A 26779-nucleotide genomic window follows, 5' to 3' on the forward strand; every position below is an offset into this window, starting at 1 on the left:
GAATAATAGTACTAATAGGAAGCTTAGCACTAGGATGGTAATACTTTTTATATTGTGTGCACAAAAATAAAAAAAGGGTTTTTATAAACTCCTACTTTTTATTAAATTTTTTATTAATAAACATTTTATTTAATCCATTTGTATCTCTGTTAAATCATAAATTGCATCTAAAAATTTATCTAAAACAGATATTAATTTATTACCTATATACAGTGTAGGATCTAAGTTTGTCCCTGTAGATTCAATTATTTTATTATTAAATGATATATTAATTTCCCATTTATACCCGTCAGTTAATATGCAGCGATTATAACTTTCTTCTAAATCCCAAATTCCTATTTGTTCTATTTTTTCCCAAAAAGATTCCCATTCCTTTTTTGATGGTTCAATTATTTTATTATTTGAGCTAATAAAGATTAGTTGTGTTTTATTTAATAATTTTAATACTTTTTTTCCTTTTGTTGCGCTATAATAACTTATATACATTTTTTCAGGTAGAACTTCTTGTGTCATGTTTTTCCTTATGAATTTTTAAAAGATTTAATTTAATATATTGTTGTTATTAAAATTATAATTTGAGTTTATTCCAAAAATTTTTTATTAATAAAATATAAATTTCAGAATGGTTATTTAAATCTTCTTATTTTTTTAATTTGATTATTTATTTAATTACTTTTTTATATAATTTATTTTAATAATTTATTAAATTATTCTTAAATTTTTGTAATCTATTAATTAATATTTTTTAAAAATTATTATAGAGGCTGGAATTGTGAAAAGTAGTAAAAATGATTTAATTAAAAGGGGTTGGTTTGATGAATCTCAAATTTCTAAATTTTTAAATTTAGATTTAAATAGTCTTTTAAATTTATTAAAATCTGATAAACCGAATGAACGATCTATTGCTTCTTTCTTGTTAGGTGTTAAATTTAATGTTAATAATAAAGAAATTTATAAATCTTTAATTGATGCATTGTTAAATGAGTCTGCATTATATGCTAGAATTGAGATATCTAAAGTTTTAGAAAAAGGTGATTGCTCTGTTGCTGAGTATATGGTTAATTTTCTGGCTAAAATTGGAAATAATCAATATAAAAAATTGCCGAAAAAAGTTTCTAAGAAAGTCAGTTATCCTTTACCTAGAGACATTATTGCTAGAATTTTAGGTAAAATGGATAAGGCTAATTTTTGTATTTTGATATATTCTTTAACTAAATGTACTACTGAACAATTACATGAGTTATTAGATTCTATTGGATTTATGATTTTTTATAATCCTAGTTTAGTTAATTTAAAAAATTTTAATATTATCATAGGTTTATTTAATAAATATAAAGATGATGAAATAATGGTTTGGAAATTAATCACAGTTTTATCTGCTTTTAATATTGGTGAAAGTAAACTTTTTTTATTAAAAACTAAAGATAATTTTTCTAATAAAGTGCTTGTTTTAGAATGTGAACGTTCTCTTAGATTGATATGTACTAAATAATTGTTAGTATATTCCGAACATTCCTCCAAACGCTATTATTGCAGCAATGGCTATGCTTACAAACCAAATTAGTGGGTTCCATTTAATTATTTTTGCTCCATCTAAGATACCTAATGGTATTAAATTAAAGAATGCTAAGTAACCATTTATTATGAATCCGAATGTGCAAGTTATATTTGTGAAACTTCCTATGGCTTGGGGGTTCATTGCTGTGTATACGGAGTTTATTATTAAAAATATTAAAGCGAGTAATATATTTACTACTGGTCCAGATAAAGATATTATTCCATTTTCTTTTTCATTAATTTGTCCATAAATATTTACTGCACCGGGGGTTGCTATTAAAAATCCAATAAAAGCACTTAATAATGATATTATTAACCCTATTGGCCAAGCTTTAAATTCTGCCCAGTATCCATAGTATATTGCACTAATTTTATGTCCAATTTCATGTAATATAAACCCTGAACCTACACCTATCATTATCATAGGTAATATTGCTATGATATAATTAATATTTGTTTTTCCATAGACAATTGAGAATCCTAAAGATATAACAATAAATGCAATTATTAAATCTATTGTTTCATGTTTTGTAAATTTTACATTCATAATATTATTAATTCTTTATTTTGTGTTATATATTTTTTGCATTTATTTTTCCTTTAAAATTATTATGCAAGTTTTTAATCTATAATGTATAAAATAGTACTATAAAGATTTAAATAGTACATTTGCATATATTTATATACATCCATATTTATTATTAAAATTATAATAAAATAATTATAAGCAAGAAAAATTAAAAGAGGATTTAATAATGTATTACCCTGATATAAACGAAATTAAAGAGATAGCAAAAAACAAATCTTATAAAAGAATACCTTTAAGTTATGAATTATATTCTGACATTGAAACACCAATAGAAGTTATGCGAAAATTAAAAAATGTAAGTAAACATTGTTACATGTTAGAAAGTATTGAAGATACAAAAAATTGGGGAAGATATACATTTTTAGGCTTTGATCCATTAATAGAATTTACATGCCAAAATGGACAAATAACTATGAAAGGTGATTTTAGTTCTTATAAATCTAAAGATTTAAATAAGGCAAATGTTTTTACTACAAAAACTTCAAATCCTGGAAAATATATTAAACATATTATAAATGAAAACAGAACGCCTAGATTAACAAAATTGCCACCGTTTACAGGGGGTTTAGTTGGATATTTTGCTTATGATTATATTAAATATAGTGAACCTTCATTAAATTTAAATGTAGAAAATCAAGATGGTTTTAAAGATGTTGATTTGATGTTGTTTGACAAAGTAATAGTTTTTGATAATTATAAACAAAAAATGATTATTATAATTAATATGCAAACTGATAATTTATTAGAAAATTATGAAAAGGGTCAAAAAGAATTAAAAAAAATTGTAAAAATTATTAAAGATGGAAAACCAGCAAAAATTGAAAATTTAAAATTAAAATCAGAATTTCAACCTTCATTTTCTAAAGAGGAATATTGTGATATAGTTGAAAAAGCTAAAAATTATATTAAAGAAGGTGAAATATTCCAAGTTGTTCCATCTAATAAAATTGAAGCGGATATTGAAGGAAGTTTATTTGATACATATAGAGTTTTACGTACAACAAATCCTTCTCCATACATGTTTTATTTTTCAAGTGATGACATAGAAATTGCAGGAGCATCACCTGAAACCCTTGTCAAGTTAAAAGATAATAAAGTATATACTTTTCCATTAGCAGGTACAAGACCAAGAGGTAAAACAGAAAAGGAAGATAAAAAATTAGAAAAAGAATTATTAAATGATAAAAAAGAATTAGCTGAGCATAATATGCTTGTAGATTTAGGAAGAAATGATATAGGCAAAATTTCAGAAATAGGATCAGTTAAAGTAGATAAATATTTGTCAGTTGAAAAATTTTCTAGAGTTATGCATTTAGGTTCAACTATTGAAGGAAAACTTAGACCAGATTTAGATTCTTTATCAGCAATAAATTCTATTCTTCCGGCAGGAACTCTTTCAGGTGCACCTAAGATAAGGGCTTGTGAAATAATTAATGAACTAGAAAACAATAAACGGGGGATATATGGTGGAGCTATAGGATATATGGATTTATCTGGAAATCTGGATACTTGTATAGCAATTAGAATTGCATTTACTCATAATAATAAAGTATTCATACGTTCAGGTGGAGGTGTAGTTGCAGATAGTGACCCTGAAAATGAGTATCAAGAAACACTAAACAAGGCTTCAGCGGTTATTAATGCTTTAAAAATTGCTAATGGAGGGATAGAATGATACTTTTAGTAGATAACTATGACAGTTTTTCATATAATTTATATCAATATTTAGGAATTGCAATATCTAAAATTAATAATTTGGATTTAGAAATAAATTCAGATGATATTATTAAGGAAATTAAAGTTATCAGAAATGATCAATTTACTATTAATCAAATTAAAGAACTAAATCCAAATATTATAATTTTATCCCCTGGTCCAGGGAAACCGTCTAATGCTGGGATTTGTATTCCACTTGTAAAAGAATTTCAGGGCAAAATCCCAATATTAGGCGTATGTTTAGGCCATCAAGCAATATGTGAAGCGTATGGTGGAAAAATATCTTATGCAAAGGAAATAATGCATGGTAAAACCTCAACACTAAAATTAAAGAATGACCCATTATTTAAAGATTTAAATGATTCTATTCAAGCAGCAAGATACCATTCTTTAGCTTTAATAGAAAATACTTTACCTCAAGAATTAGATGTCATTGCAAGAACTATTGATGATGAAATAATGGCAGTTAAACATAAAAATTATCCTATTTACGGGTTACAGTTTCATCCAGAGTCAATTTTGACTCCTGAAGGTTTGGATATTATTACAAATTTCTTAAAAATGTTATGATTAAAAAGGAGAGAAATTAAAAATGATAAAAGAAGCTATTTTAAATTTAGCTAAAAATCAAAATATTTCTTATAATTTAGCTAAAGAATCTATGAATGAAATAATGGGAGGTAAAGCCAGTGATGTTCAAATGAGTGCTTATTTAACTGCTCTTTCTATGAAAGGTGAAACTATAAGTGAAATTACAGCTTCTGCAGAAGCAATGAGGTCTCATTGTATCAAATTATTAAATGATCGAGATGTTTTAGAAATTGTTGGTACTGGTGGTGATGGATCTAATTCTTTCAATATATCTACAACAGCATCAATAGTTATTTCTTCAGCTGGAGTTCCTGTAGCTAAACATGGGAATAGGGCATCTTCTAGTAAATCTGGAGCCGCTGATGTTTTAGAAGCATTAGGCGTTAACATAAATATTTCTCCAGAGGAAAGTGCAAAAATATTAAATGAAATAAATTTATGTTTTTTATTTGCTCAAAATTATCATATTGCTATGAAATATGTGGCCCCTATTAGAAAAGAACTAGGTATTCCTACAATTTTTAATATTTTAGGTCCTTTAGCTAATCCTGCTGGTGCAACTATGCAAGTTATGGGAGTTTATGATGAATCATTAGTAAAACCTTTGACTGAAGTTCTTCATAATCTAGGTGTTAAAAAAGCATTGGTTGTTTATGGTCAAGATAAACTAGATGAAATATCAGTTAGTTCTCCTACTACTGTTTGTGAAATTAAAGGGGATGATATAATTGATTATGTAATTGAACCTGAAGAGTTTGGTTTTGAAAAATGTTCTAAAAATGATTTAGTAGGGGGGAATCCAGATTTTAATGCAGATATTACTAAATCAATTTTGGATGGAAAAAAAGGCCCTAAAAGGAATGCTGTTGTAATCAATGCGGCTGCAGGATTGTATGTTGCAGGTAAAGTTTCATCTTTAAATGAAGGGGTTATCCTTGCAGAAGAATTAATTGATAATGGAAAAGCTAGAAATCAATTAAAATTGTTTATAGATTTATCTAATAAATTTAGGAATTAAAGTTTATTATTTTCATGGAATATTATGTAGTTTATTTAGGCGTGTTTTTTAATGATTTTAAATGATATTGTGGATAAAACTAAGGAAAGGTTAAATAAAAAAGAAAAAAAAGTACCTTTAAGTGAAATTAAAAAGAAAGCAAAATTATTAAATTGTAATAAGGATTTTCCATTTGAAAAGGCTTTAAAATCTGATGATATTTCGTTTATTTGTGAAATTAAAAAGGCATCTCCTTCTAAAGGAATTATAAGTAATGATTTCGATCCTATAAAAATTGCAAAAGAATATGAAAATGCAGGAGCATCAGCTATTTCAGTATTAACAGAACCTTATTTTTTTAAAGGGGAAGATTATTATTTAGAAAGTGTTGTGGAAAATGTTAATATTCCAGTTCTTCGTAAAGATTTTATCATTGATACTTATATGATATATGAAGCAAAAATTTTAGGTGCTTCTGCAGTTTTATTTATATGTTCTATTCTGGATGAAGAAACATTAAAAGAATATATTGATATAGCTACTAATTTAGGTTTATCTTCATTAGTTGAAGCACATAATAAAAAAGAAATTAAAGTTGCTTTAAATGCAGGTGCAAAAATTATAGGAGTAAACAATAGAAATCTAAAAAATTTTACAGTAGATATTACAAATAGTATCCATTTAAGACAATTAGTACCTGAAGAAATAATATTTATTTCAGAAAGTGGTATTAAAACTGATAAAGACATTTCTGCATTGAGAAGTAATAATGTGGATGCTGTATTAATAGGTGAAACTTTAATGACAAGTTCAAATAAAAAATTTACATTAAATTATCTAAAAGGTAATAAATAGCTGTAAGAGGGGGGGGCATGTTTTGACAAGAATTAAAATTTGTGGTATTAAAAGACCTGAAGATATTAATATTGTTAATAAATATAAACCGGATTATATAGGATTTGTATTTTTTAAAAAAAGCCATCGTAATATTTCTGTTCTTAAAGCCCAATATTTAAATTCTTTTTTAGATACTCACATACAATGTGTAGGGGTTTTTGTTAATGAAGATTATCATAAAATTATTAAATTATTTAAATTAGGTATAATAGATTTAGCTCAATTGCACGGAAATGAAACAGAAGAATATATTAAATTATTAAAAAAAAGTGCACTTGAGAAAGTGGGTAAAGATTTAAAAATTATTAAAGCATTAGAAATTATTGATGATAAAGAAATATTTAAGTGGCAATCTTCTTGTGTGGACTATTTGTTACTAGATAATGGTAAAGGGACCGGTAAAACTTTTGACTGGACTTTAATTCAAGAAAACATTGAAAAACCATTTTTTCTTGCAGGTGGGTTAAATAGTGATAATGTTATAAATGCAATCAAAACGATAAATCCTTTTGCTGTTGATGTCAGTTCGGGTACAGAAACTAATGAAGTCAAAGATGAAGAAAAAATTAAAAAATTTATAAATAATGTGAGAAATTTATCTAAATAAATTTTATATTAAATCAATGGAAGGTTTATAATGAGTAATGGAAGATATGGGGAATATGGTGGACAATATATGTCTGAAACATTAATGAACGAATTATTAAATTTAGAGGAGAACTATAATTATTATAAAAATGATTCAAATTTTAAAAAGGAATTAAATTTTCTTTTGAAAGAATATGCGGGACGTCCTTCTTTATTGTATTATGCTAAAAGAATGACTGAAGATTTAGGTGGGGCAAAAATTTATCTTAAACGTGAAGATTTAAACCATACTGGAGCACATAAAATTAATAATGTTTTGGGTCAAATATTATTAGCTAAAAAAATGGGTAAAACTCGTATAATAGCTGAAACTGGGGCTGGGCAACATGGTGTTGCTACAGCTACTGCTGCTGCCCTCTTAAATATGGAATGTGAAATTTTCATGGGAAAAAAAGATACTGAAAGACAAGCTTTAAATGTTTTTCGTATGGAGTTATTAGGGGCTAAAGTTCATACAGTTACTTCTGGAACAATGACTTTAAAAGATGCAGTAAATGAAACATTTAGAGACTGGATTTCTAGAGTTTTTGATACGCATTATGTTATTGGTTCAACAATGGGTCCGCATCCTTTTCCAATGATTGTTCGTGATTTTCAAAGTGTAATAAGTGAAGAAGCTAAAAATCAAATTTTAAAAAAAGAGGGTAAATTACCAACAGCCGTTGTAGCTTGTGTTGGTGGGGGAAGTAATGCAATGGGATCTTTTTATAATTTCATTAATGATGATGTTAAATTAATTGGAGTGGAAGCTGCAGGTAAAGGGCTTGATACTCCTTATCATGCGGCTACTATATCTAAAGGTGAAGTGGGTATATTCCATGGTATGAAATCCTACTTTTGTCAAGGTAATTATGGTCAAATTTCGCCTGTTTATTCTATTTCTGCAGGATTAGATTATCCGGGTATTGGTCCAGAACATGCATATCTGCATGATATTAAACGAGCAGAATATGTTTCAATAACAGATGAAGAAGCTGTTGATGCATTTGAATATTTATCACGTATGGAAGGAATCATACCAGCTATTGAAAGTGCTCATGCTATTGCACATGTTAAAAAAATAGCAGGAAAAATGAATAAAGAGGATATTATCATTGTTTGTCTTTCTGGAAGAGGGGATAAAGATGTTGCATCTATAGCTAAATATAAAGGGGTGAATTTAAATGAGTAAAATACATAATGCATTTGATAATGAAAATGCTTTTATAGGTTTTTTAACTGCAGGAGATCCGTCTATTGAAAAAACAGTTGAATTTATTAAGATAATGATAAATTCAGGGGTAGATTTAATTGAAATAGGTATTCCCTTTTCAGATCCTGTTGCTGAAGGACCAGTTATTCAAAATGCTAATGTAAGGGCATTATCTAAAGGAATTAATACTGATAATGTTTTTGAAATAGTTAAAGAAGTTAGAAATTATAGTGATATTCCTTTAGTATTTTTAACTTATATTAATCCTGTTTTTTATTATGGTTATGATTTATTCTTTTCTAGATGTGAAGAATTAGGAATTGATGGTATTATTGTTCCGGATTTACCTTTTGATGAAAAAAATGAAATTTTTGATTTTGCATATTCTCATAATGTTGATATAATTTCAATGATTGCTCCAACTTCTAAAAAACGTATTGAAATGATTTCAAAAGAAGCATCAGGATTTATTTATGTAGTTTCATCATTGGGTGTTACTGGTATGCGTAGCGAGATTAAAACGGATTTAAATTCTATCATTTCTATTATAAAAAATGTTTCTAATGTTCCAACTGCAGTTGGTTTTGGAATTAATACTCCCGAGCAGGCGGAAAATATTTCAAAGATATCTGATGGTGTAATTGTTGGTAGTGCAATTGTGAAAATCATTGAAGAACACAAAGAAAATGCAGGATATTATATCGGGGAATATGTTAAATCTATGAAACAGGCGGTTTTAAAAGGTCAAAATAAGTAAATTTTTTCTAAAATATTGAAATATAAATCATTTTTTATTCTATAAATATTAATTATTTAATTTTTATTGTTTTTAATAAATAGGCTCTGTCAAAAACTTAGTTGATATTATTTTTTAAAAAATATTAGGAGTTATATTTTTTTCATATAATAATGTTTAAATTTTAATTTAAGTATCGTACAATTAATATATTAGCTTAATTTTACATGTTAAGGTGAATTATTATTAATTAGTACTACAAAAACTCATAGAATTAAAAAATCATTATTTCATTGATTTAAATTTTAACCAAAATTTTCGTACATAAAAACGAGAAAACAAATATCAACTAAGTTTTTGACAGTGCCAATAAATATTTTAACAAATTATATAAAACATTAAGATTAAAAAAATTATTATTTATAATAAATTATTTTTAGGTTTTTAGAAAAATGATTAAATTTATTTTAAAATTTATAGGGTCTGAAGAAAAGAAAGAAGTCTTCATTGATGATCAAACATTTTTTGATTATTCTAATGGAGTTGATAATGGAATTAATGAAAGTTCCGATTCAGATTCAGCTAATTTGATATTAGATTTGGGAACAAATGATTATAAAATCAAATATTCAAATTCTTTTAATCATGTAGTTTTAAATCACATATTTAAATTTGAAATCAATCAACCTTTTTTTGAATCCCTTCCTATTTTTAAAGATTTAGGTTTAAAAGAAATTTTGGAGAATATGGAGGAGAATTCAGAGTGTAAATTCAATATTTTCATTTTTCAAGATGATGTTTTAATGCATAATTTTAAAATAACTATTATAAGAACTCCTCACTCTTATGTATGTTTATCTTCATCTATAGGAAATAAATATTTTAAACAAATTTCTCCGCGTGTTTTAAAGTCTTCATCTGAAGCTATATGTTTTATTCAAGATAAAGTAATTGTTTATGTTAATAATTCATTTGCTAATCTAATTTCAAAATCAGTAGAACAATTAGAGGGTTTAAAATTGTATCCTGGAATGAATTTTCCTGGAGCTGACGATAATCAATTATTAAAAGCATTTAACGATTTAAATGAGGGTAAATATTTTTATCATAATCAAGATTTAAAAACAAAAGTTAATGGTGTTGAATGTAGTTTTAAAATTTTTTTATCTGCAATGTCTTATAAAAATAATCCTGCAGTTTTACTTACAGCTATTGATGTTACTAAACAAAATTTATTAAATGAAATTTCATTTAATAATAATAATGAGATTCAAACTCTTAGAAGTATTGGAAATATTGCAGTGTTTAAACAAAAAATTAATAATGCGGAAATAACTTGGTCTCCTGAATATTTAACAATTATGGGTAAATTACCAACTTATAAATCACTCAAATCTGATTTATTTGATTACATTATAGATGAAGATAAAAATTTATTTGAAAAAACATGGATTAAATCTATTAGGACAAAAAATGATGCAATTTCAGAGTTTAGGATTAAAAATGATGAAGGTAAATTAAAATATTTATATTTATACTCTAAAATTCAGTATGAGAATAATGGGAAAATTGTATCAATTAATGGTTTTATCCAAGATAGGACTGAAATTAATGAAAGTAGATATAAATTATTAAATGAATTAGACCAAAGAGAAAATGCAATTAAAGAGATGCATTATGAATCTCAAAAAATATTAGATAATATTTTGAATCAAACAGATTTAAAGTTAAATACTGAAAATTTTAGCCCTAAATTCATTGTGGAAAAATCTCAGAATAGACGTAATGCTTTAAATTTAATTCAAGAAAAAATACATGAATCTCCTAATATATCTTCAATTAATGTTATTGATACATTAAATCCATTTATTAAAGTTCAATTAAAATTTTATAATGTAACTAATGTGAATTTTAATGTTAAAGTTTTAGCTAATATTTTTGTGTCCAGAAAGACAATGATTATCTTAGCATTAATAATAAATGAAATTATAGATAATATAATAAGAGAAGTTTCTACTTATCAAGAAGAAGAAGTTATAATGCGAGTAGATTTAAATGTACAGAAACATATTTCTATTTTTGTAGAAACTAGTGTTACAAATATTTATGCTCAATCTGATTTATCAACTAAAATTCTCAAATATTTAGTCAATGAATTGAAAGGTAGTTTAAAAATCAAAAGAAAAGAATTTAATACTTTAATTGATATATTTTTAGAACAAGAAAGTGTTTAATTTAAAGTTTTAATATTTCTTTAGAAAATAGAATTTTTATTTTTTTTCAGTTTGATCAAGTTCTTCTAATCTTTTTTGAAATTTTTTTATTTCTATATTTAAATCTTGTAAATTTAATAAAAGATGGCTTGCTTCAACACAGTCATCTGATTTTATAAATGAGTATATTTGAGTTAAATATTCTTTTTTTAATATTTGCAAAGAATCTTCTAAATTGATTAATGTTTCTTTATCATAATCATATATACTACTTTTATCGTTAATTTTTTAATCTCCAAAATGTTTTAATTTTTAGAATCTTTAGATTTTTTAATTGCAATTTTGATAATATACTTTAATTCACGATCATTGAATGGCTTAGATATATAACCTGAAGGTGTAGTTTTTAATGCATTTTCAATTATCTCTTTATTGGTATTTGCAGTTAAAAATATAATTGGTATATCTTTTGTTTTTTGTATTTCTTGTGTAGCTTCAATACCATTCATTTCCCCTTTCAACATTATATCCATAAGAATTAAATCGGGATTAACTTCATCAGCTTTTTTAACTGCTTCTTCTCCGTAAGCAATAGTTCCTGGAACATTATAACCAAAATCTTCAAGTCTTAATTTAATGTCTAATGCAGTAATCATTTCATCTTCAACTACTAAAATGGTATCTTTGTTTTCTTTAGAAACTTCTGCAGTTTTGTTTTCTTTTTGTTGATTTGGTTTTTTTATTGGTTTCTTTTGGGGTTGTTTTGGAATTGTTTCTTTATTTGCTGCTTCTGATTTCCCAATACTTTCTTCTATTGCGTTTTTAAATTCATTATCATCAAAGGGCTTTTTAATTACATCAACATTAGTAAAGTTTGATTCTTCAAGAATTTTTTGACCATCATGCCCAGTTAAATAAATAACATTTATTCCATCTTCTAATATTTTTTGGGATGCTTCTATTCCATTCATATCTCCTTTCAGACCAACATCCATAAGAACAAGATTTGGTTTTTTGTTTAATGCTGTTTCGATTGCTTTTTCTCCGTCTGAAACAATTCCTATAATCTCATAACCCATGTCTTCAAGACGAAATTTTATATCAGTTGCGGTTATGAGTTCGTCTTCAACAATAAGAATTTTCTTTTTGGACATCTTTTTTCTTCCTTAATATAATTCCTTAATTTAAAAGTTTTATGTGTAAAAATTTTAATTTATTAATTTTTAAAAAGAATTAAATAATTTTTTAATTATTATATCTTTTTAAAAAAATATGATATGGAAATCTTAAAATTTTAAATTTTTTATATATCTATTTATTTTTTCTGTATTGTATATAAATTTTATTATAATTTTCATTTTTATTTTTATAAATTTTTTAATAATTTAAAATTTAAATAATAAGTTTAATAGATTATACTATAATAATGAATTTTTCTCTGATATGTTTCATTTTAAAATTTTTGGAGGAATATTTAATTTGAAAAAAATTTGATTAAAAATTAAAATTTTTTTAGACTTTGGAGGAATTGATTATGGCTAGAGAATATGTGGGTGAACAAAAGCTGTTGAGAGATGTTCATCATGATGTTAAAAATAATTTGCAAGTACTTATAAGTTTATTGAATTTAGAGGGTCGTTTTGATACTTCTACAAAAAAAGAAATTATTGAAAAATCTGGTGAAAGAATTAGATCCATGGCCTTATCTCATGAAAAGGTTTATGAATCAGAAGATATTGCACATGTTAATTTAAATAGTTTTTTGACTTCTTTTGTTAGAGATATGAATGCTTTAAGTTCTCAACCTAATATTACTACAAATATTGATGCTGAGGATATTGAAGTAAAATTAGATGTTTCTATTCCTTTAGGCTTAATAATTAATGAAATTTTATCTAATACTGCAAAACATGCTTTTCCGAATAATGAGGAGGGTAATTTGAATATTAGTTTAAAAAAAGATGAATCTGATGCTATTTTAATAATAAGTGATGATGGTGTGGGAATGCCTGAGGATGTTGGTCCGGGTAATTCTTTAGGTATGACTATTATTTATAGTTTAGCTGGCCAAATAAATGCTGATTTAACTCTTGATAAAGAAAATGGTACAAAATATATTATTAAATTCCCTATTGAACAATGAAGAATTTATTCTTATTTTTTTTAACTCAAGTTTAAATAGTATAAAGAACTTATCTAAAATATAGTATATGAATTTTTTAAATTTTATTATTAAATTCAATTTTAAATTAATCAATTTAACTAATTATAGGTGTTTGAATGGCAAAGAAAGATGATAAAATGAGTATGCCTATGAGTGGTGCGGGTTTAGTAAGATATTTTGATGATGAAAGTGTAGGACCAAAACTTTCTCCTGAAGTTATCGTTGTTGTAACAATTATCTTAGCTATTTTCTGTTTCGTTTTAAGATACTCAGTTTAAACAATTTAAATTTAACAATAAATATTTTTTATTACTTTTTTGAAAAAAGTATTCTTCTATTTTTAAATTATTTTTTATTTTTAAATATTTTTTTTATTAACATTAAATAAAAAAATTTTAATATTGAATTTTTATACACATATTATTTGTATATAAAATCTAAATTAAAAAAAATAATGAATAGATAATATAAAAATTTTAATTAATACAGTTATTTAGTGATATAATGGATTATTTCAAAAGATTAGAGCAAGAAACAAAAGATTTGTATGAAATAGCTAATAAAGCTAGATCTAAAGGTTTAGATGTTGAAACTAAAACTGAAATTCCATTAGCAAAGGATTTAGCAGAAAGAGTAGAGGGGCTTGTAGGTCCAGAAGGTATAGCTAAACGAATCAAAGAATTAGAAAATGATATGAGTAGGGAAGAAGTTGCATTTCAAATAGCTGCTGAAATAGCTTCTCAAGATGTTGATGAAACTGGGGAAAAAGAAGCTGAAAAGAAAGAACAACTTGCTGATCAAGGTTTAAGGACTGCTTTAGCTATATTGACTGAAGGGGTTGTTGCAGCTCCATTAGAAGGCATAGCTAAAGTTGCTATTAAAAAGAATTTTGATAATACTAAATATTTAGCTGTTTATTTTGCTGGACCTATTCGTAGTGCTGGAGGTACTGCTGCTGCATTAGCTGTTTTATTAGGGGATAAAATTAAACTTGCCACTGGATTAAGTAATTATAAACCTATTAATGATGAAATAGAAAGATATGTTGAAGAAGTTGAGTTATATGAATCAGAAGTTACTAATCTTCAATATTCTCCAACTTCTGATGAAGTAAGAACTGCTGCAAGTAATATACCAGTTGAAGTAACTGGAGAAGCTACTGATCAGATTGAAGTTTCACATAAAGATATGGAAAGGGTAGAAACAAATAATATTCGGGGTGGAGCACTTCTTGCTATGATTGAAGGAATTGTCCAAAAAGCTAAAAAGATTATCAAATATTCAAATACATTAGGGTTACCTGGTTGGGATTGGTTAAAGGAGTTTACACATGAAAAACCTAAAGAGGATGAAAAAGAGGATGAAAATAAAGAAGATTCCTCACCTAAATATATCCAAGATATTATTGGTGGTAGACCAGTATTAGGTTATCCTTCTGAAAAAGGGGCTTTTAGATTAAGATATGGGCGGTCTCGAAATACTGGTTTAGCTGCTATGGGTGTTAATCCTGCAACTATGGAATTAGTGGGATTTTTAGCGGTAGGTACTCAACTAAAAATCGAATTTCCAGGTAAAGGAACTTGTGTTGTTCCAGTAGATTCTATTGATGGGCCTATTGTTAAACTTAAAAATGGTAATGTAATTAAAGTGGATACTGTTAAGGAAGCTAAGAAAGTTAAAAATAATGTTTCTGAAATTCTCTTTTTAGGAGATATGCTAGTTGCATTTGGAGAATTTTTAAGAAACAATCAACCAATGTTAGGTGCTGCTTGGTGTGAGGAGTGGTGGATTGAAACAATTAGAAATTCCAAGAAATATATTAATGATAATAAAAATTTAGATTTGGAAAAACTTGAAACTGAAAAATTATCTGCTAAGGAAGCATTTAATTTTTCAGAAGAATATGATGTTCCTTTACACCCTAATTATGTCTATTACTATAATGATGTTACAATAAAAGATTTGAATGCTTTAATCAAATGGTTAAATTCTTTTAAAGATTCTTTTATTGAAGGTGAAGTTTTTGTCTTAGATCTTTCTTACCAAAAACGTATTTTAGAAGTATTAGGAATACCTCATGAATTAAAAGATTCTAAAGTACTAATTAATTCGGAAATAGCCTATGCGTTATTACATACTTTAACTAATAATCTAGATGAATCTAAAGATAGTACTATTGATGCTTTAAATGATATTTCTAATATTGAAATTAAAAATAAAGCTCCTACTTATATAGGAACTCGTGTGGGTCGGCCTGAAAAATCTAAAGAAAGATTAATGAAACCTGCACCTCATTCACTTTTCCCCATAGGTCATGATGGTGGAAGTAGAAGATTAATTGCAGAAGCTGCTAAAAAAGGTAATATTAGAGTTGATATTGCAAGAAGAAAATGCCCTGAATGTCAATCAATTTCATTTTCATCTTTATGTCCTAATTGTGGAACACCAACTATAAAAGGCAATCCTAAAACAAGAACAATTAATTTAGGGGCAATGTTAAAAAAAGCTTCAGATAATGTTGGAGTAAGACAAGTTGATGAAATGAAAGGTGTTGTAGGTTTAATTTCTGAGGATAAATTACCTGAACCTTTAGAAAAAGGTATTTTACGAGCTAAAAATAATGTATATACTTTTAAAGAAGCTACTATTAGACATGATTCTACAGATTTACCATTAACACATTTTATTCCAAGTGAAATTGGGGTTACTGTAAAAAAACTTTTGGATATGGGTTATGAACACGATTGTTATGGTCAACCAATTGAAAATGAAAATCAAATTATTGAACTAAAAGTTCAGGATATTGTTGTTTCTACAAATTGTGGAGAATATTTAGTTAATGTGGCCAATTATATAGATGATTTATTAGAAAAATTTTATGGAATGGATCGTTTTTATAATGCTACCTGTAAAGAAGATTTAATCGGTCAATTAATTGCAGGTTTAGCTCCTCATACATCTGCAGGTGTTTTAGGTCGTATTGTAGGGTTTACAGAAGCTTTAGCTTGTTATGCTCATCCTTATTTCCATTCTGCTAAAAGAAGAAATTGTGATAGTGATGAAGACAGTGTTATTCTTTTGTTAGATGCTTTAATTAATTTTTCAAAATCTTATCTTCCAAGTACTCGTGGAGGAAGTATGGATGCTCCATTAGTTTTATCTTCTAGAATTGATCCTGAAGAAATAGATGATGAATCTCAGAAAGTAGATATTATGTCTAAATTTTCTTTAGAATTTTTTGAAAAAACTCAAAAGCCATATAAACCTTCAGAACTTTTAGAGTATGTTGATAATGTTGGAATGCATCTTGGTACTCCAGAACAATATGAAAATTTAATGTTTTCTCATCATACTTCTAGTATTCATGCTGGACCTCATCTTTGTCTTTATAAAAGGTTAAATTCAATGCCTGATAAAGTTGAAGCTCAAATTAATCTTGCTGAAAAAGTTAGAGCTGTTGATCAACGTGGTGTTGTTGAAGGTGTTCTTTCTTCTCATTTTTTACCTGATATTATGGGGAATGTTCGAGCATTTTCTAGACAGAAAGTTAGATGTACTAAATGTAATGCTAAATATAGGAGAATGCCACTTACAGGTAAATGTAAGTGTGGAGGTAACCTTGTTATGAGTGTTTCTAAAGGTTCAGTTACTAAATATCTTGAAATATCCCAAAATTTAGTTAATAGATATCCAGTTTCTCATTATTTATCTCAAAGATTAGAAATTCAAGAATTTGGTATTAATTCTTTATTTGAAAGTGATAAATCTAAGCAAAGTTCTTTAGATATATTCTTTGGTTAATCTTTTTTAGTATTACTTTTTAAAATTTTTTTTATTTTATTTAACTATCCTTAATATTCAGAATTACTATTTTTCTGTTGTTATATCTTTATTATTGATTTATACTCTCTTAAATTAATGATTATTAATTATTTATTTAAATTTAATATTTATTACTCCTCTTTTTATCTTATTTATTCTCTTTGAAGTAATACTTTGATTAATTTTATATACTTATTTTCACAGAATATAATATGTTAAGTTTCCGTGATTTTTGGTTTTAATATTGTGATTTAATTATTTATTAATGCATTTTTGCACAAAATAATTAATTCATTTTGTTTATTTACGAACCTTTAGTAAAGTTACGAACATTTATATAATAGTAAGGATAAACAACTTTATTATATAAAATAAATTATTTTCACGAAAAAAAAAAAAAAATAGAAATTTTTTATTTATTACCAATGTGGGGTATTATATAATGGAAAACAAATTCAAAACTGGTGTAGTTACACCAAAAGTTAAATTAACTGTAGTAAAAAATAGTGGTGTTGTTGAAAAATTTACTTATGAAAAATTATTAAAATCTTTAGTAATGGTTGAAGCTCCATTTTTTGAATGTGAAAAAATAGTTTCAGATGTTGTAGGGTCATTATATGATGGAATAACAACTAAAGAAATTAAAAAAATGGTTTATGAAGATTTAGAAGTAGTTGATCCAGAAGCAGCAAATAAATACTTAGCAAAAGTAACTTTAAAAGTTAGAACTTCAAGAGATAAAATAGAACCATTTGATTTATCAAGAATAGCAAATACATTAATAGAAGAAACAGGTGCAAGTCAAGAAACAGCATTTCAAATTGCTTCAGATGTATGGAAAGAGCTTAAAAAATTAGATGTTGAATATTTAACTGCTCCTATGATAAGAGAAATTGTTAATACAAAACTTGTTGAATATGGGTTAGAAGATTTAAGAAGTAAATATACACGTTTAGGAATTCCAGTTTATAATATTACTAATTTAATTGAAAATGGTAATAGAAGTAATGCAAATATGATGCATAATCCTGAAACCATACATAAATATGTTGCAGATGAAGCATTAAAACAATATGCATTATTACATATGTTACCTACTAAATTAGCAGATGCTCATATGAGTGGGGATATTCATATCCATGATTTAGAATACTTTGCATCTAGACCGTTAAATTGTTTACAACATGATATAAGATCTTTTATTAAATATGGTTTAAAAGTTGATGGTTCTGGAGATCATACAAGTGTGGCTAGTGCACCTTCACATATGGAAACATTAATGAACCATACTGGGGAAGTAATGCTTGCAGCTCAACAAAATATGAGTGGTGGACAAGCTATGAGTTTATGGAATGTATTTGTTGCTCCATTTGCTCGTGGTAGATCTTATGAAGAAGTTAAACAATGTGTGCAAATGTTAATATATAATTTAAACATGGCATATGCTGCAAGAGGTTCACAAGTACCATTTACAAGTATGCAATTAGAATTTGGAGTGCCTGACTTCTTAAAAGATGTAACTGCATATGGACCAAATGGATTAAATGTAGGGACCTATGGTGATTTTGAAGAAGAAACTCGTATGATAGAAAGAGCATTTACTGAAATGTTACTTAAAGGAGATGCTGAAGGAAAACCTCATTTATTCCCAAATACTATTTACACTTTAAGACCTGAAACTTATAAAGGAGATTATGAAGAAGATTTAAGATTAGTGCATGAATTAAGTGCCAAGTATGGATCTAGTTATTTTGTAAATATGTTCCCTGATTACCGTGGAAATATGGCTAATTATATGGGTTGCCGAACACAATTACAAGATAACTGGACTGGGGACTGGGAAACTGATTGTTTACGGACAGGAAACCTTGCTTATTGTACAATGAATCTTCCAAGAATGGGATATACTTCTAAAGATGAAGATGAAGTATTTGAACAATTAGATGACAAAATGAAAATGGTTGAAGAAGTATTAATGATTCGTCGTCAACAAGGGTTACATGCCTTAAATGATTGGAATATATTACCTTTCCTCACCCAAGACTATGAAGATGATACTTATTATCACATAAATAATGCAACATTGTCCTTTGGTTTTAATGGATTAAATGAAATGTTACTTGCATTATTTGGTGCAGGTATAGAAGATAAAGATAGTAATAAATTTGGTGTTAAAGTTGTAAAATATATAAACGACCATGCACACGATTTACAAGAAGAAACAGGTTTACGTTGGAGTACTATTCAAACTCCTGCAGAAAGTACAGCATATAGATTTGCATCTTTAGATCATGAAATGTTTGGGGATAAAGCTATATTGAATGGAACACAAGGTGCTTATTACTATACTAACAGTAGTCATGTACCTGTTGATACAGATGTTTCATTAGTAAGTAAAATCAAAACAGAAGAACAATATCATCGTTACACTCCTGGTGGACATATTTTCCATGCTTTCATGGGTGAGTCTTACAGTGATCCTGACAGTTTAATGAGTTTAACTGAAAAGATTGCTAAAAATAGTGATATAGGATTCTGGGCTTACAGTTCAGCTTTAAGCTTTTGTTTAAAATGTAAAACATTAATGAAAGGTTTAAACAATAAATGTCCAACATGTGGTGAAACTGATGAAGTTGAATGGTATGATCGTATTACTGGTTATGTTCAACAAGTAGGCCATGCAAAATCATCTAATGGTGGATGGAATGCTGGTAAGAAACAAGAACTTATGGACCGTCGTCGATTTGAAAATGAATAATTATTTTTCTTTTCATTTTTAAATTTTTATTATCCTAATTAATTTTATTTTTCTCATTTTTTCTTATTTTTAAAATTTTTTATAATAAACTTTAAATAATTATAAAATAAAATTTATAACAATAATTAAAGGTTATGTTTGTAAATTATTTTAATTTAAATTTACTTCATTTATCTTATATATAAAGGTGGTTTATATTTCCGAAGAAAAAGAACAAATTGATACTTTAAAGAAACAGATAAAAGATAAAAATCAAAAAATTAAAAATCAAGCAGAAGAATTAGACCATTTAACTAATAATGTAGTACCTCAACTTAAGAAAGAAAATAAAGAGCTTAAAAAACTTAAAAAAGAGCTAACAGATGCTTTGGAAGAAAGTACAAAGAAATATTTCAATCAATTAGAAATTAATGCTGATTTAAGTGATAGTGTAGCTAAAAAAGGTGCTGATCTTCAATTGGCTAAAGTTAGATTCGATGAATTAGAATCTCAAATTTTAGAGATTGAAGAAAAAGGTTTAGCTGAAGTTGAAAATTCTAAAGAATCTAATAAATCTCAAAAAGATTCTAAAAAATCTGATGAATCTTATAATGAATTGGCAGAAGAGTTAAAAAATACTCAAAAAAATCTTAAAGATAAAACAAATGAATTAAATAAAAAATCATCAGAGTTAAAAAATATCAATAAAGAATTATCTAAACTTAATCAGGACACTATACCTAAACTCAAAACTGAACTATCTAATTCTAATCGTGAATTAAATAATATTAAAGAGTCTCAATCTAATAAAAAGGATAATATGAAAGGGGAAATTGCTAAACTTGAAGATGAAGTTATAAAACTCAAAGAAAATATATCTAATCGTACTAAAAGTAATGATAAACTTCATACAGATTTATCTAGTAAAACTAAAACTATCAATAAACTTGAAGAACAAAATAAGAAACTTAATAAAGTTATTAAATCTCAATCCGAAAGAGGATTATTTGATAGAATAAAAAATAAATCTACAAAGATTGATTAATTAAAGAATTTTTTTTATTTTTTATTCTTTAATACTTTTTTTTAAAGCTGTGCTTTTTATGTGTAATGATTCTTCTTTTATGAAAATAGCTATTAACGAGGCTAAAATTTCTTTAATGGAAGGAGGGATTCCTATTGGTGCTGTTTTAGTTAAAAATAATAAAATTATATCTAAAGGACATAATAAATTAATTCAAAATGGTTCTGTTATACTTCATGCTGAAATGGATGCAATAGAAAATGCAGGTAGATTATCTGGTGAAGATTATAAAGAAATAACATTATTCACTACTCTTTCACCTTGTCCAATGTGTTCTGGTGCAATATTATTATATAATATTTCAAGAGTTGTAATTGGTGAAAATAAATCTTTAATGGGTGCAGAAGATTTATTAAGAGAAAATGGTGTTAAAGTGGATGTTTTAAATATTTTAGAATGTCGGGATTTACTTTTAAATTATATTAAAAATAATCAATTGCAATGGGATAGTGAACTAGAAAAAGTAGGTAATTCTACAAATATTTTTTAATATTTTAAAAAATATAAAAGAAAAAGATTTTAATATTTATGCTTCTTGACGTAATCGTTTAATAACAAAATCTTTGTCTAATGTTAAAAGGAATGAAGCAGCACGTGGGCCTTGTTTTTTACCTAGTATCATTTTATATATAGCTTGAAAACCTTTTTGTGGTTTCAATTCATACTTTTCTAAAATCTCATACATTTCGTCGTGTAAATCTTTAGACTGTGTAAATTCTTTTTCTTCCATAATATCTGCTAAATCTTTTAAAAATGATATTTGTGCATCTTGAAGAGGTAAGTTTGGAATATTTTTTCTTTGTACTTCGAATTTGACAAATTTTGGAGCATAAAGTTCTAACCAATTTTTAACATTATTAACTCTTTCTTGATATTGTGCTAATTCTAATTCAGTTAAATCTTCAAATTCTTTTTCCTGATAATATGGACTTAATTGTGAATTTCTTTTTAATATTCCATATATTGTTTTCAAATCATTTCCAGCTATTTGATATGCATTAACTAAGAATCTATATGGTGGTCTAAAAGGCATTGTTTTATCATTTGTTATTTCAGATATTTCATATATTTTTCTGAATTTTTTCCCTTCTTTTTCTGAAGGTGCTTCTTCTTCATTGAAATATACTTTTTCAACAGTGTCAAATTGATCCATTAAATCTAAATAATGCATTTTTGGTGAGAAATCTTTTGCTTTCATTGGTTTACTTCTAAATAAGAAATAATTTAGACTTTCTGCGGGTCCGATTTTTAACCATTGTTGAGGTGTAAAGAATACACCATGGGATTTACTCATTGCTTCTCCGTCTAATGTAATCCATTCATAAGGTACAGGGTATGGTGCTTCGTAGTTAAAAATATCTTTGGTGATAATTTTACTAACATCATATGATCCTCCACTTGCAGCATGGTCTTTTCCAAATGGTTCACATGTTATTTCAAAAATTTTCCATCTTGCAGCCCATTCCACTCTCCAAGTTAACTTACCATTTCCTGTTTTAAAATCTACTTCTCCTTCATGTCCACATTCACATTTGTAAGATACTTTATCGCCTTGGAAATCATATGCTGTGGTTGTGTTTACTCTTCCACATTTTTCGCAGATAGGATTATATGGTAACCAATCTTCAGCTAATGGTGTTCTTCGGTATTGGTTCATTATTGATCTTATTTCATCTGCTTTATTTAGGGCAATTTTTATGTAATCATTGTATTCCTCGTTTTTATACATTTGAAATCCGGATTTGGTTGTAAGTTCTATACCAAATTGGTTTAATGTTGATAAAAATGGTTTTTCAAAATGTTCTACAAAATTTTTACAACATCCATCTGGGCAGGGGATGTTTGAATAAGGCATTCCTAAATATTTGTCGTAATTTTCTGGTAAGGGATAAGGTACCTTTCTGAGAGGGTCATGGTCATCTGCTATCCATATTGTTTCAGATTCTGATCCTAATTCTCTTAATTTTTTCCCTATTGCATTTGCTATAAATACATCACATGAATTTCCTATATGTATGGATCCTGATATAGATGTTCCACTAGCTATCGTATGTTTGCCAACATCCATTTCATATAAATCATTAACTATTCGTTCTATCCAATGTTCCATTGTTTCACCATTATAATAATTGTATGTTTTTTTAATTTAATTAATTTCAATAATAAATAAAATTTAGTATTTTTTAATAAAATTTTTTTTAAAATGAGAATATTAATTATAAGAATCAAATAATTCTTATGATTTATATTTTTAAATCATATTATAAAAAGATTAAGAATTTTGAAAAATAGTTTTTTAATGTTTTTGTTTTTTAAAAAAGAGTGTTGGTTTTTGTTTTAAAAAAATTATTGAAGTAAAAATGATTTTTTTACTTCATTTAATATTATTAATTTTTTTCAGAATTTGCATTGTGCATATCATCGAAAAAGTCCGGTTCAGCACGATCTAACCATTCATTAACTATTTTTATCGCACAGAAATCCCCACACATGGTACAAGTATCGGAATCTTCAGGAGGTCTTTCATCTCTTTTTGCACGTGCATCTTCTGGGCACATTGCTGCATCATATTGTGCTTCCCAATCTAAATTTTTACGTGCATTAGCCATAATTAAGTCTTTTTCTCCATTATGGACTCCTTTAGCCATATCTCCAACATATGCGCCTATTCTTGTTGCAATAACTCCATCTTTAACATCTTGAGGGGAGGGTAATGCTAAATGTTCTGCAGGAGTTACATAACATATAAAATCAGCACCAGCTTTTGCAGAAGCTGCAGCTCCTATTGAAGATACTATGTGATCATATCCTGGTGCAATATCACATACTAAAGGTCCTAACATATAAAATGGTGCGTCTCTACAAAGTTTCTTTTGTATTGTAACATTTGCCGGAATCTCGTTTAGTGGTATGTGTCCGGGTCCTTCTATCATTGTTTGAACTCCAGCTTCTCTTGCTCTATCTACTAATTCCCCTAGTACTATTAATTCTTGTACTTGTGCTCTATCTGTTGAATCTGCAATTGATCCTGCTCTCATTGCATTTGCCATGGACATTACTACATCATATTCTTTAGCGATTTCTAGTATGTAATCAAAATTTTTGTATAAAGGATTTTCTCTTTCATTTTCCACAATCCATGAAGAGATAAATGCTCCTCCACGACTTACTAAACCTGTTTTTCTTCCTTGTTTTTTTAATCTTGCTAATGTTTCGATATTAACACTGCAATGGATAGCCATGAAGTCAATTCCATCTTTAGCTTGTTTTTCTATTGTTTTGAACATGGAATCTTCATCCATGTATATTGCAGATCCTTGATTTCTTATACTTTCAATTGCTGCTTGGTAAACTGGTACACTTCCTACTGGTAATGAGGACATTTTTAGTATTCTTCTTCTAATTTCATCTAAGTCTCCACCAATACTTAATTCCATTAAACAGTCTGCTCCATTATCTATTGCTATTTGGGCTTTTAATTCTTCTTCATCAAAATTTACTATGTCTGTTGAAGTTCCTACTGTTGCATTTACTTTAGTTTTTAATCCTTTACCTATTCCTGATGCTTTTATGTCGTGATTTATGTTTTTAGGAATAGCTATTGTTCCATTTTTTACGGAATTTAATATAAAATTTTCAGATTTTCCCTCTTTTTTCGCTACAGTTTTCATTTCGTCAGTAATTATACCTTTTTTTGCACTTGTTAATTGGGTCATTTTTTGCTCACATCTTATACTATTTTTTTTAATTGTAATTTTAATTAAAATCAATTAAACTTGAATCAATTAAATTTTAATTTAATTTAAGCTTATTTGAATTATATTTAAGACTTTAACTTTATTATATATAAAATTAATCAAAAAAATAGAAAATAGAAAATAGAAAATTAATAGAATTCTTTCATTCTATTAGTGGCTTCTACTAAAGAAGGAATATTAGTTTGACAACCTTTTTTTTCTACAATGAAACTTGAAACAGAAGATGCAAATTTGGCACATTCTTCTAGAGAATATCCATTTAAAAATTTACTTAAAAATGCTGCTCTATAAGAGTCTCCAGCACCGGTTGGGTCAACAGCGGGCTTATAAATAGCTTCAATATCAATTTTACCATCTTCACTATAAATTTTACTACCTTTTTCTCCACAACTTTTAACAACTATTTGAGGACCTAATTCTATCAATCCATTAATATCTAAATTTAAACTATTTTGTATTCTTTCGATTTCAAAATGATTTCCAAATAATATATTAATATCACCAATAACCTCTTTAAGTCGTTCAGGATTATACATACCTAAATCTTGACCGGGATCAAAAGATATCAATTTTTCTTCAGTTCTAGCTTTTTTACCACATTTCCAATTAAAATCAGGATCTCCAGTAGCCAAATGCACGGCTTTAGATTCTGCAATAGCTTTATCTGGTGTTTTTGAATTTTTAAAATTCTTACCCGCTCCCCAATAAAAATAACTAATTTGATCGTTATTATTATTTGTAAAAACAAAAGCTGTAGGTGTAGTTTCATTATCAACTACAATCATTGAATCAATATCTATTCCTTTATTTATCATTTCTTTAGCATATTTAGAATTTTTAAATTCTCCCCCAACAGCAGATATTAAAGAAGTTTTTAAACCCATTGTGGCTGCAACCATAGCAACATTAGCAGCAGCACCTCCATTTAAATTTTTCATAGAATTAATAGCAGATGATGTGTTTGCTTTAGGAAATTCATCAACAGTTATTATACAATCTAAAGCAGTATGTCCAATTGTAAGTAAATCTTTTTTTGTCATAAAAATAGTCACCTTTATTTTTAAATTATTTTAATTAGAATTATTTTCACAATATTTCATATTAAATTTTATACTTTAATATTATTCTAATTTTTCCTACCACATGAAAAGTATTTTAACAAATACTCATTTTAAAATCTTTTTTTATTAGTTAATTTTCCAAGGTTTTATTGGTTTGAACCCTTGCTCAAATATTTTATTTTGACCTTTATTCAACATGTATTCTATAAATTCTTTATTTTCTTTTTTATTATCATTAACTTCTATTAAACTAATAATATGATTAGTTTCTACTTTTAAAATATCATTTCCGTGAAAATAACTAGCATTTAAAAAAGTGTATAAATCTGAATTATTTTTAACTATTTTAAATGCATCAAATTGGGATTTAACTTCTTTTATAATATTAAATTTCACATGTTTTTGTTTTAAAGTATCCCATACTAATCTCTGGGCACTACCTTTTACACTAACAAAATTTTTCCCATTCAAATCTTCTATAGTTTTAATTGGTGAAGATTTATTATTAGAAACTAAAGTGAGATAATCATAACCTATGGCTGTGAAATCTAAGTTATTTTGAAAACCAATTAATGGATCGTCTAAAGCTAAAATATCAATTAAATTCCTTTTTCCTAATTCAAATGCACTTTCATCATCACTACTAAATACTGATATATCGAATGGGATATCATTGCTAATTGATTCTAAAAGTCCTGAGACAATATGTCCTCCAGCAATATTTATTTTATTTGATTCGTTAAGTCTAATTTGATATTGATTATAAATTTTAATTAAATTTAAACCTTCTTTTGTTAAAGTAGTTCCTGAACCATAATTATTTTTAACTAATTTAAACCCTAATTTATTTTCTGCATTTTTTATTTTTCTATCTAATGCTGAATGAGAAATATTTAATTTTTGAGATGTTTTTCTTATGGATTGGGTTTTTTTCAATGATTTTAATGATTCAAATAATTTATAATTATAAATGTACCCATTAATATCTAATTCAATTTTAGGTTTTATATTATTTTC

The 26779-nt window shown here is 26.6% G+C and carries 23 protein-coding genes; 15 read left to right on the top strand and 8 right to left on the bottom strand.

Annotated features, from left to right (window positions below; genetic code table 11):
- Positions 1–129 precede the first annotated feature (129 nt).
- Positions 130–513, bottom strand: a complete 384-nt coding sequence (locus tag BP769_RS01255; RefSeq protein WP_409198168.1) for a hypothetical protein — start codon at positions 511–513, stop codon at positions 130–132.
- Positions 514–772: 259 nt separating this feature from the next.
- Here BP769_RS01255 and BP769_RS01260 point away from each other — a divergent pair, with 259 nt between their 5' ends.
- On the top strand, positions 773–1492 hold the full coding sequence (locus BP769_RS01260) for a hypothetical protein (protein WP_409198167.1): 720 nt from the start codon (positions 773–775) through the stop codon (positions 1490–1492).
- Between the two features lie 3 nt (positions 1493–1495).
- Here BP769_RS01260 and BP769_RS01265 read toward each other — a convergent pair whose 3' ends face one another.
- Positions 1496–2104 (bottom strand): site-2 protease family protein, encoded by a 609-nt coding sequence (locus BP769_RS01265; RefSeq protein ID WP_409198166.1) that lies wholly within the window; start codon positions 2102–2104, stop codon positions 1496–1498.
- Positions 2105–2312: 208 nt separating this feature from the next.
- Here BP769_RS01265 and trpE point away from each other — a divergent pair, with 208 nt between their 5' ends.
- From trpE to BP769_RS01305, 8 genes are all read left to right on the top strand, one after another.
- Positions 2313–3821, top strand: a complete 1509-nt coding sequence (gene trpE, locus BP769_RS01270; protein ID WP_413824622.1) for an anthranilate synthase component I — start codon at positions 2313–2315, stop codon at positions 3819–3821.
- Positions 3818–4432, top strand: coding sequence for an anthranilate synthase component II (locus tag BP769_RS01275; RefSeq protein WP_413828534.1), 615 nt, complete (start codon positions 3818–3820; stop codon positions 4430–4432). The genes trpE and BP769_RS01275 overlap by 4 nt, the downstream gene beginning before the upstream one ends.
- 22 nt (positions 4433–4454) lie before the next feature.
- Positions 4455–5471 carry an anthranilate phosphoribosyltransferase gene (trpD, locus tag BP769_RS01280; protein ID WP_413824616.1) on the top strand — a complete coding sequence of 339 codons (1017 nt, stop codon included), beginning with the start codon at positions 4455–4457 and terminating at the stop codon, positions 5469–5471.
- Positions 5472–5522: 51 nt separating this feature from the next.
- Positions 5523–6305: an indole-3-glycerol phosphate synthase TrpC gene (trpC, locus tag BP769_RS01285; RefSeq protein WP_413824613.1), complete on the top strand. Its 783-nt coding sequence runs from the start codon at positions 5523–5525 to the stop codon at positions 6303–6305.
- A 22-nt stretch (positions 6306–6327) separates the two neighbouring features.
- Positions 6328–6954 (top strand): phosphoribosylanthranilate isomerase, encoded by a 627-nt coding sequence (locus BP769_RS01290; RefSeq protein ID WP_413824611.1) that lies wholly within the window; start codon positions 6328–6330, stop codon positions 6952–6954.
- Between the two features lie 30 nt (positions 6955–6984).
- Positions 6985–8166, top strand: coding sequence for a tryptophan synthase subunit beta (gene trpB, locus BP769_RS01295; RefSeq protein ID WP_413824608.1), 1182 nt, complete (start codon positions 6985–6987; stop codon positions 8164–8166).
- Complete coding sequence (trpA, locus tag BP769_RS01300) at positions 8159–8944, top strand: tryptophan synthase subunit alpha (protein WP_413824605.1); 786 nt, start codon at positions 8159–8161, stop codon at positions 8942–8944. The genes trpB and trpA overlap by 8 nt, the downstream gene beginning before the upstream one ends.
- 431 nt (positions 8945–9375) lie before the next feature.
- Positions 9376–11157: a PAS domain-containing protein gene (locus tag BP769_RS01305; protein WP_413824603.1), complete on the top strand. Its 1782-nt coding sequence runs from the start codon at positions 9376–9378 to the stop codon at positions 11155–11157.
- A gap of 36 nt (positions 11158–11193) precedes the next feature.
- Here the strand turns inward: BP769_RS01305 and BP769_RS01310 are convergent, their stop codons facing one another.
- Together BP769_RS01310 and BP769_RS01315 are read right to left on the bottom strand one after the other, a co-directional pair.
- Entirely contained in the window at positions 11194–11358 is a 165-nt protein-coding gene (locus tag BP769_RS01310) for a hypothetical protein (protein WP_409198157.1), read from the bottom strand.
- 83 nt (positions 11359–11441) lie between these two features.
- Positions 11442–12290 (bottom strand): response regulator, encoded by an 849-nt coding sequence (locus BP769_RS01315; RefSeq protein WP_409198156.1) that lies wholly within the window; start codon positions 12288–12290, stop codon positions 11442–11444.
- 380 nt (positions 12291–12670) lie between these two features.
- Between BP769_RS01315 and BP769_RS01320 the strand changes: the two genes are divergently transcribed.
- The 6 genes from BP769_RS01320 to BP769_RS01345 all read left to right on the top strand — a co-directional run bounded on the left by BP769_RS01320 (position 12671) and on the right by BP769_RS01345 (position 21433).
- Positions 12671–13279, top strand: coding sequence for a sensor histidine kinase (locus BP769_RS01320; RefSeq protein WP_409198155.1), 609 nt, complete (start codon positions 12671–12673; stop codon positions 13277–13279).
- Positions 13280–13416: 137 nt separating this feature from the next.
- On the top strand, positions 13417–13578 hold the full coding sequence (locus BP769_RS01325; protein ID WP_409198154.1) for a preprotein translocase subunit Sec61beta: 162 nt from the start codon (positions 13417–13419) through the stop codon (positions 13576–13578).
- A gap of 226 nt (positions 13579–13804) precedes the next feature.
- The gene (gene polC / locus BP769_RS01330) at positions 13805–17101 is read left to right on the top strand and encodes a DNA polymerase II large subunit (RefSeq protein ID WP_413824600.1); all 3297 of its coding nucleotides are present in this window, start codon (positions 13805–13807) and stop codon (positions 17099–17101) included.
- Positions 17102–17564: 463 nt separating this feature from the next.
- Positions 17565–19880 carry an anaerobic ribonucleoside-triphosphate reductase gene (gene nrdD, locus BP769_RS01335; RefSeq protein ID WP_409198152.1) on the top strand — a complete coding sequence of 772 codons (2316 nt, stop codon included), beginning with the start codon at positions 17565–17567 and terminating at the stop codon, positions 19878–19880.
- 187 nt (positions 19881–20067) lie between these two features.
- A complete protein-coding gene (locus BP769_RS01340) occupies positions 20068–20904 on the top strand; it encodes a hypothetical protein (protein ID WP_413824598.1) in 837 nt (278 codons plus the stop codon).
- Positions 20905–20962: 58 nt separating this feature from the next.
- Positions 20963–21433 (top strand): nucleoside deaminase, encoded by a 471-nt coding sequence (locus tag BP769_RS01345; RefSeq protein WP_409198150.1) that lies wholly within the window; start codon positions 20963–20965, stop codon positions 21431–21433.
- A 36-nt stretch (positions 21434–21469) separates the two neighbouring features.
- On the opposite strand, the gene lysS is transcribed toward BP769_RS01345, so the two are convergent.
- The 4 genes from lysS to BP769_RS01365 all read right to left on the bottom strand — a co-directional run bounded on the left by lysS (position 21470) and on the right by BP769_RS01365 (position 26770).
- Positions 21470–23053: a lysine--tRNA ligase gene (gene lysS / locus BP769_RS01350; protein ID WP_413824596.1), complete on the bottom strand. Its 1584-nt coding sequence runs from the start codon at positions 23051–23053 to the stop codon at positions 21470–21472.
- Between the two features lie 277 nt (positions 23054–23330).
- A complete protein-coding gene (gene thiC, locus BP769_RS01355) occupies positions 23331–24659 on the bottom strand; it encodes a phosphomethylpyrimidine synthase (protein WP_413824593.1) in 1329 nt (442 codons plus the stop codon).
- Between the two features lie 170 nt (positions 24660–24829).
- A complete protein-coding gene (locus BP769_RS01360; RefSeq protein WP_413824590.1) occupies positions 24830–25741 on the bottom strand; it encodes a carbohydrate kinase family protein in 912 nt (303 codons plus the stop codon).
- Positions 25742–25888: 147 nt separating this feature from the next.
- Positions 25889–26770, bottom strand: a complete 882-nt coding sequence (locus BP769_RS01365; protein WP_413861844.1) for a LysR family transcriptional regulator — start codon at positions 26768–26770, stop codon at positions 25889–25891.
- Positions 26771–26779: the final 9 nt, after the last annotated feature.

It is taken from the genome of Methanobrevibacter sp. UBA417, from assembly GCF_002508845.1.
In the GTDB taxonomy this organism is placed as follows: domain Archaea; phylum Methanobacteriota; class Methanobacteria; order Methanobacteriales; family Methanobacteriaceae; genus Methanobrevibacter_A; species Methanobrevibacter_A acididurans.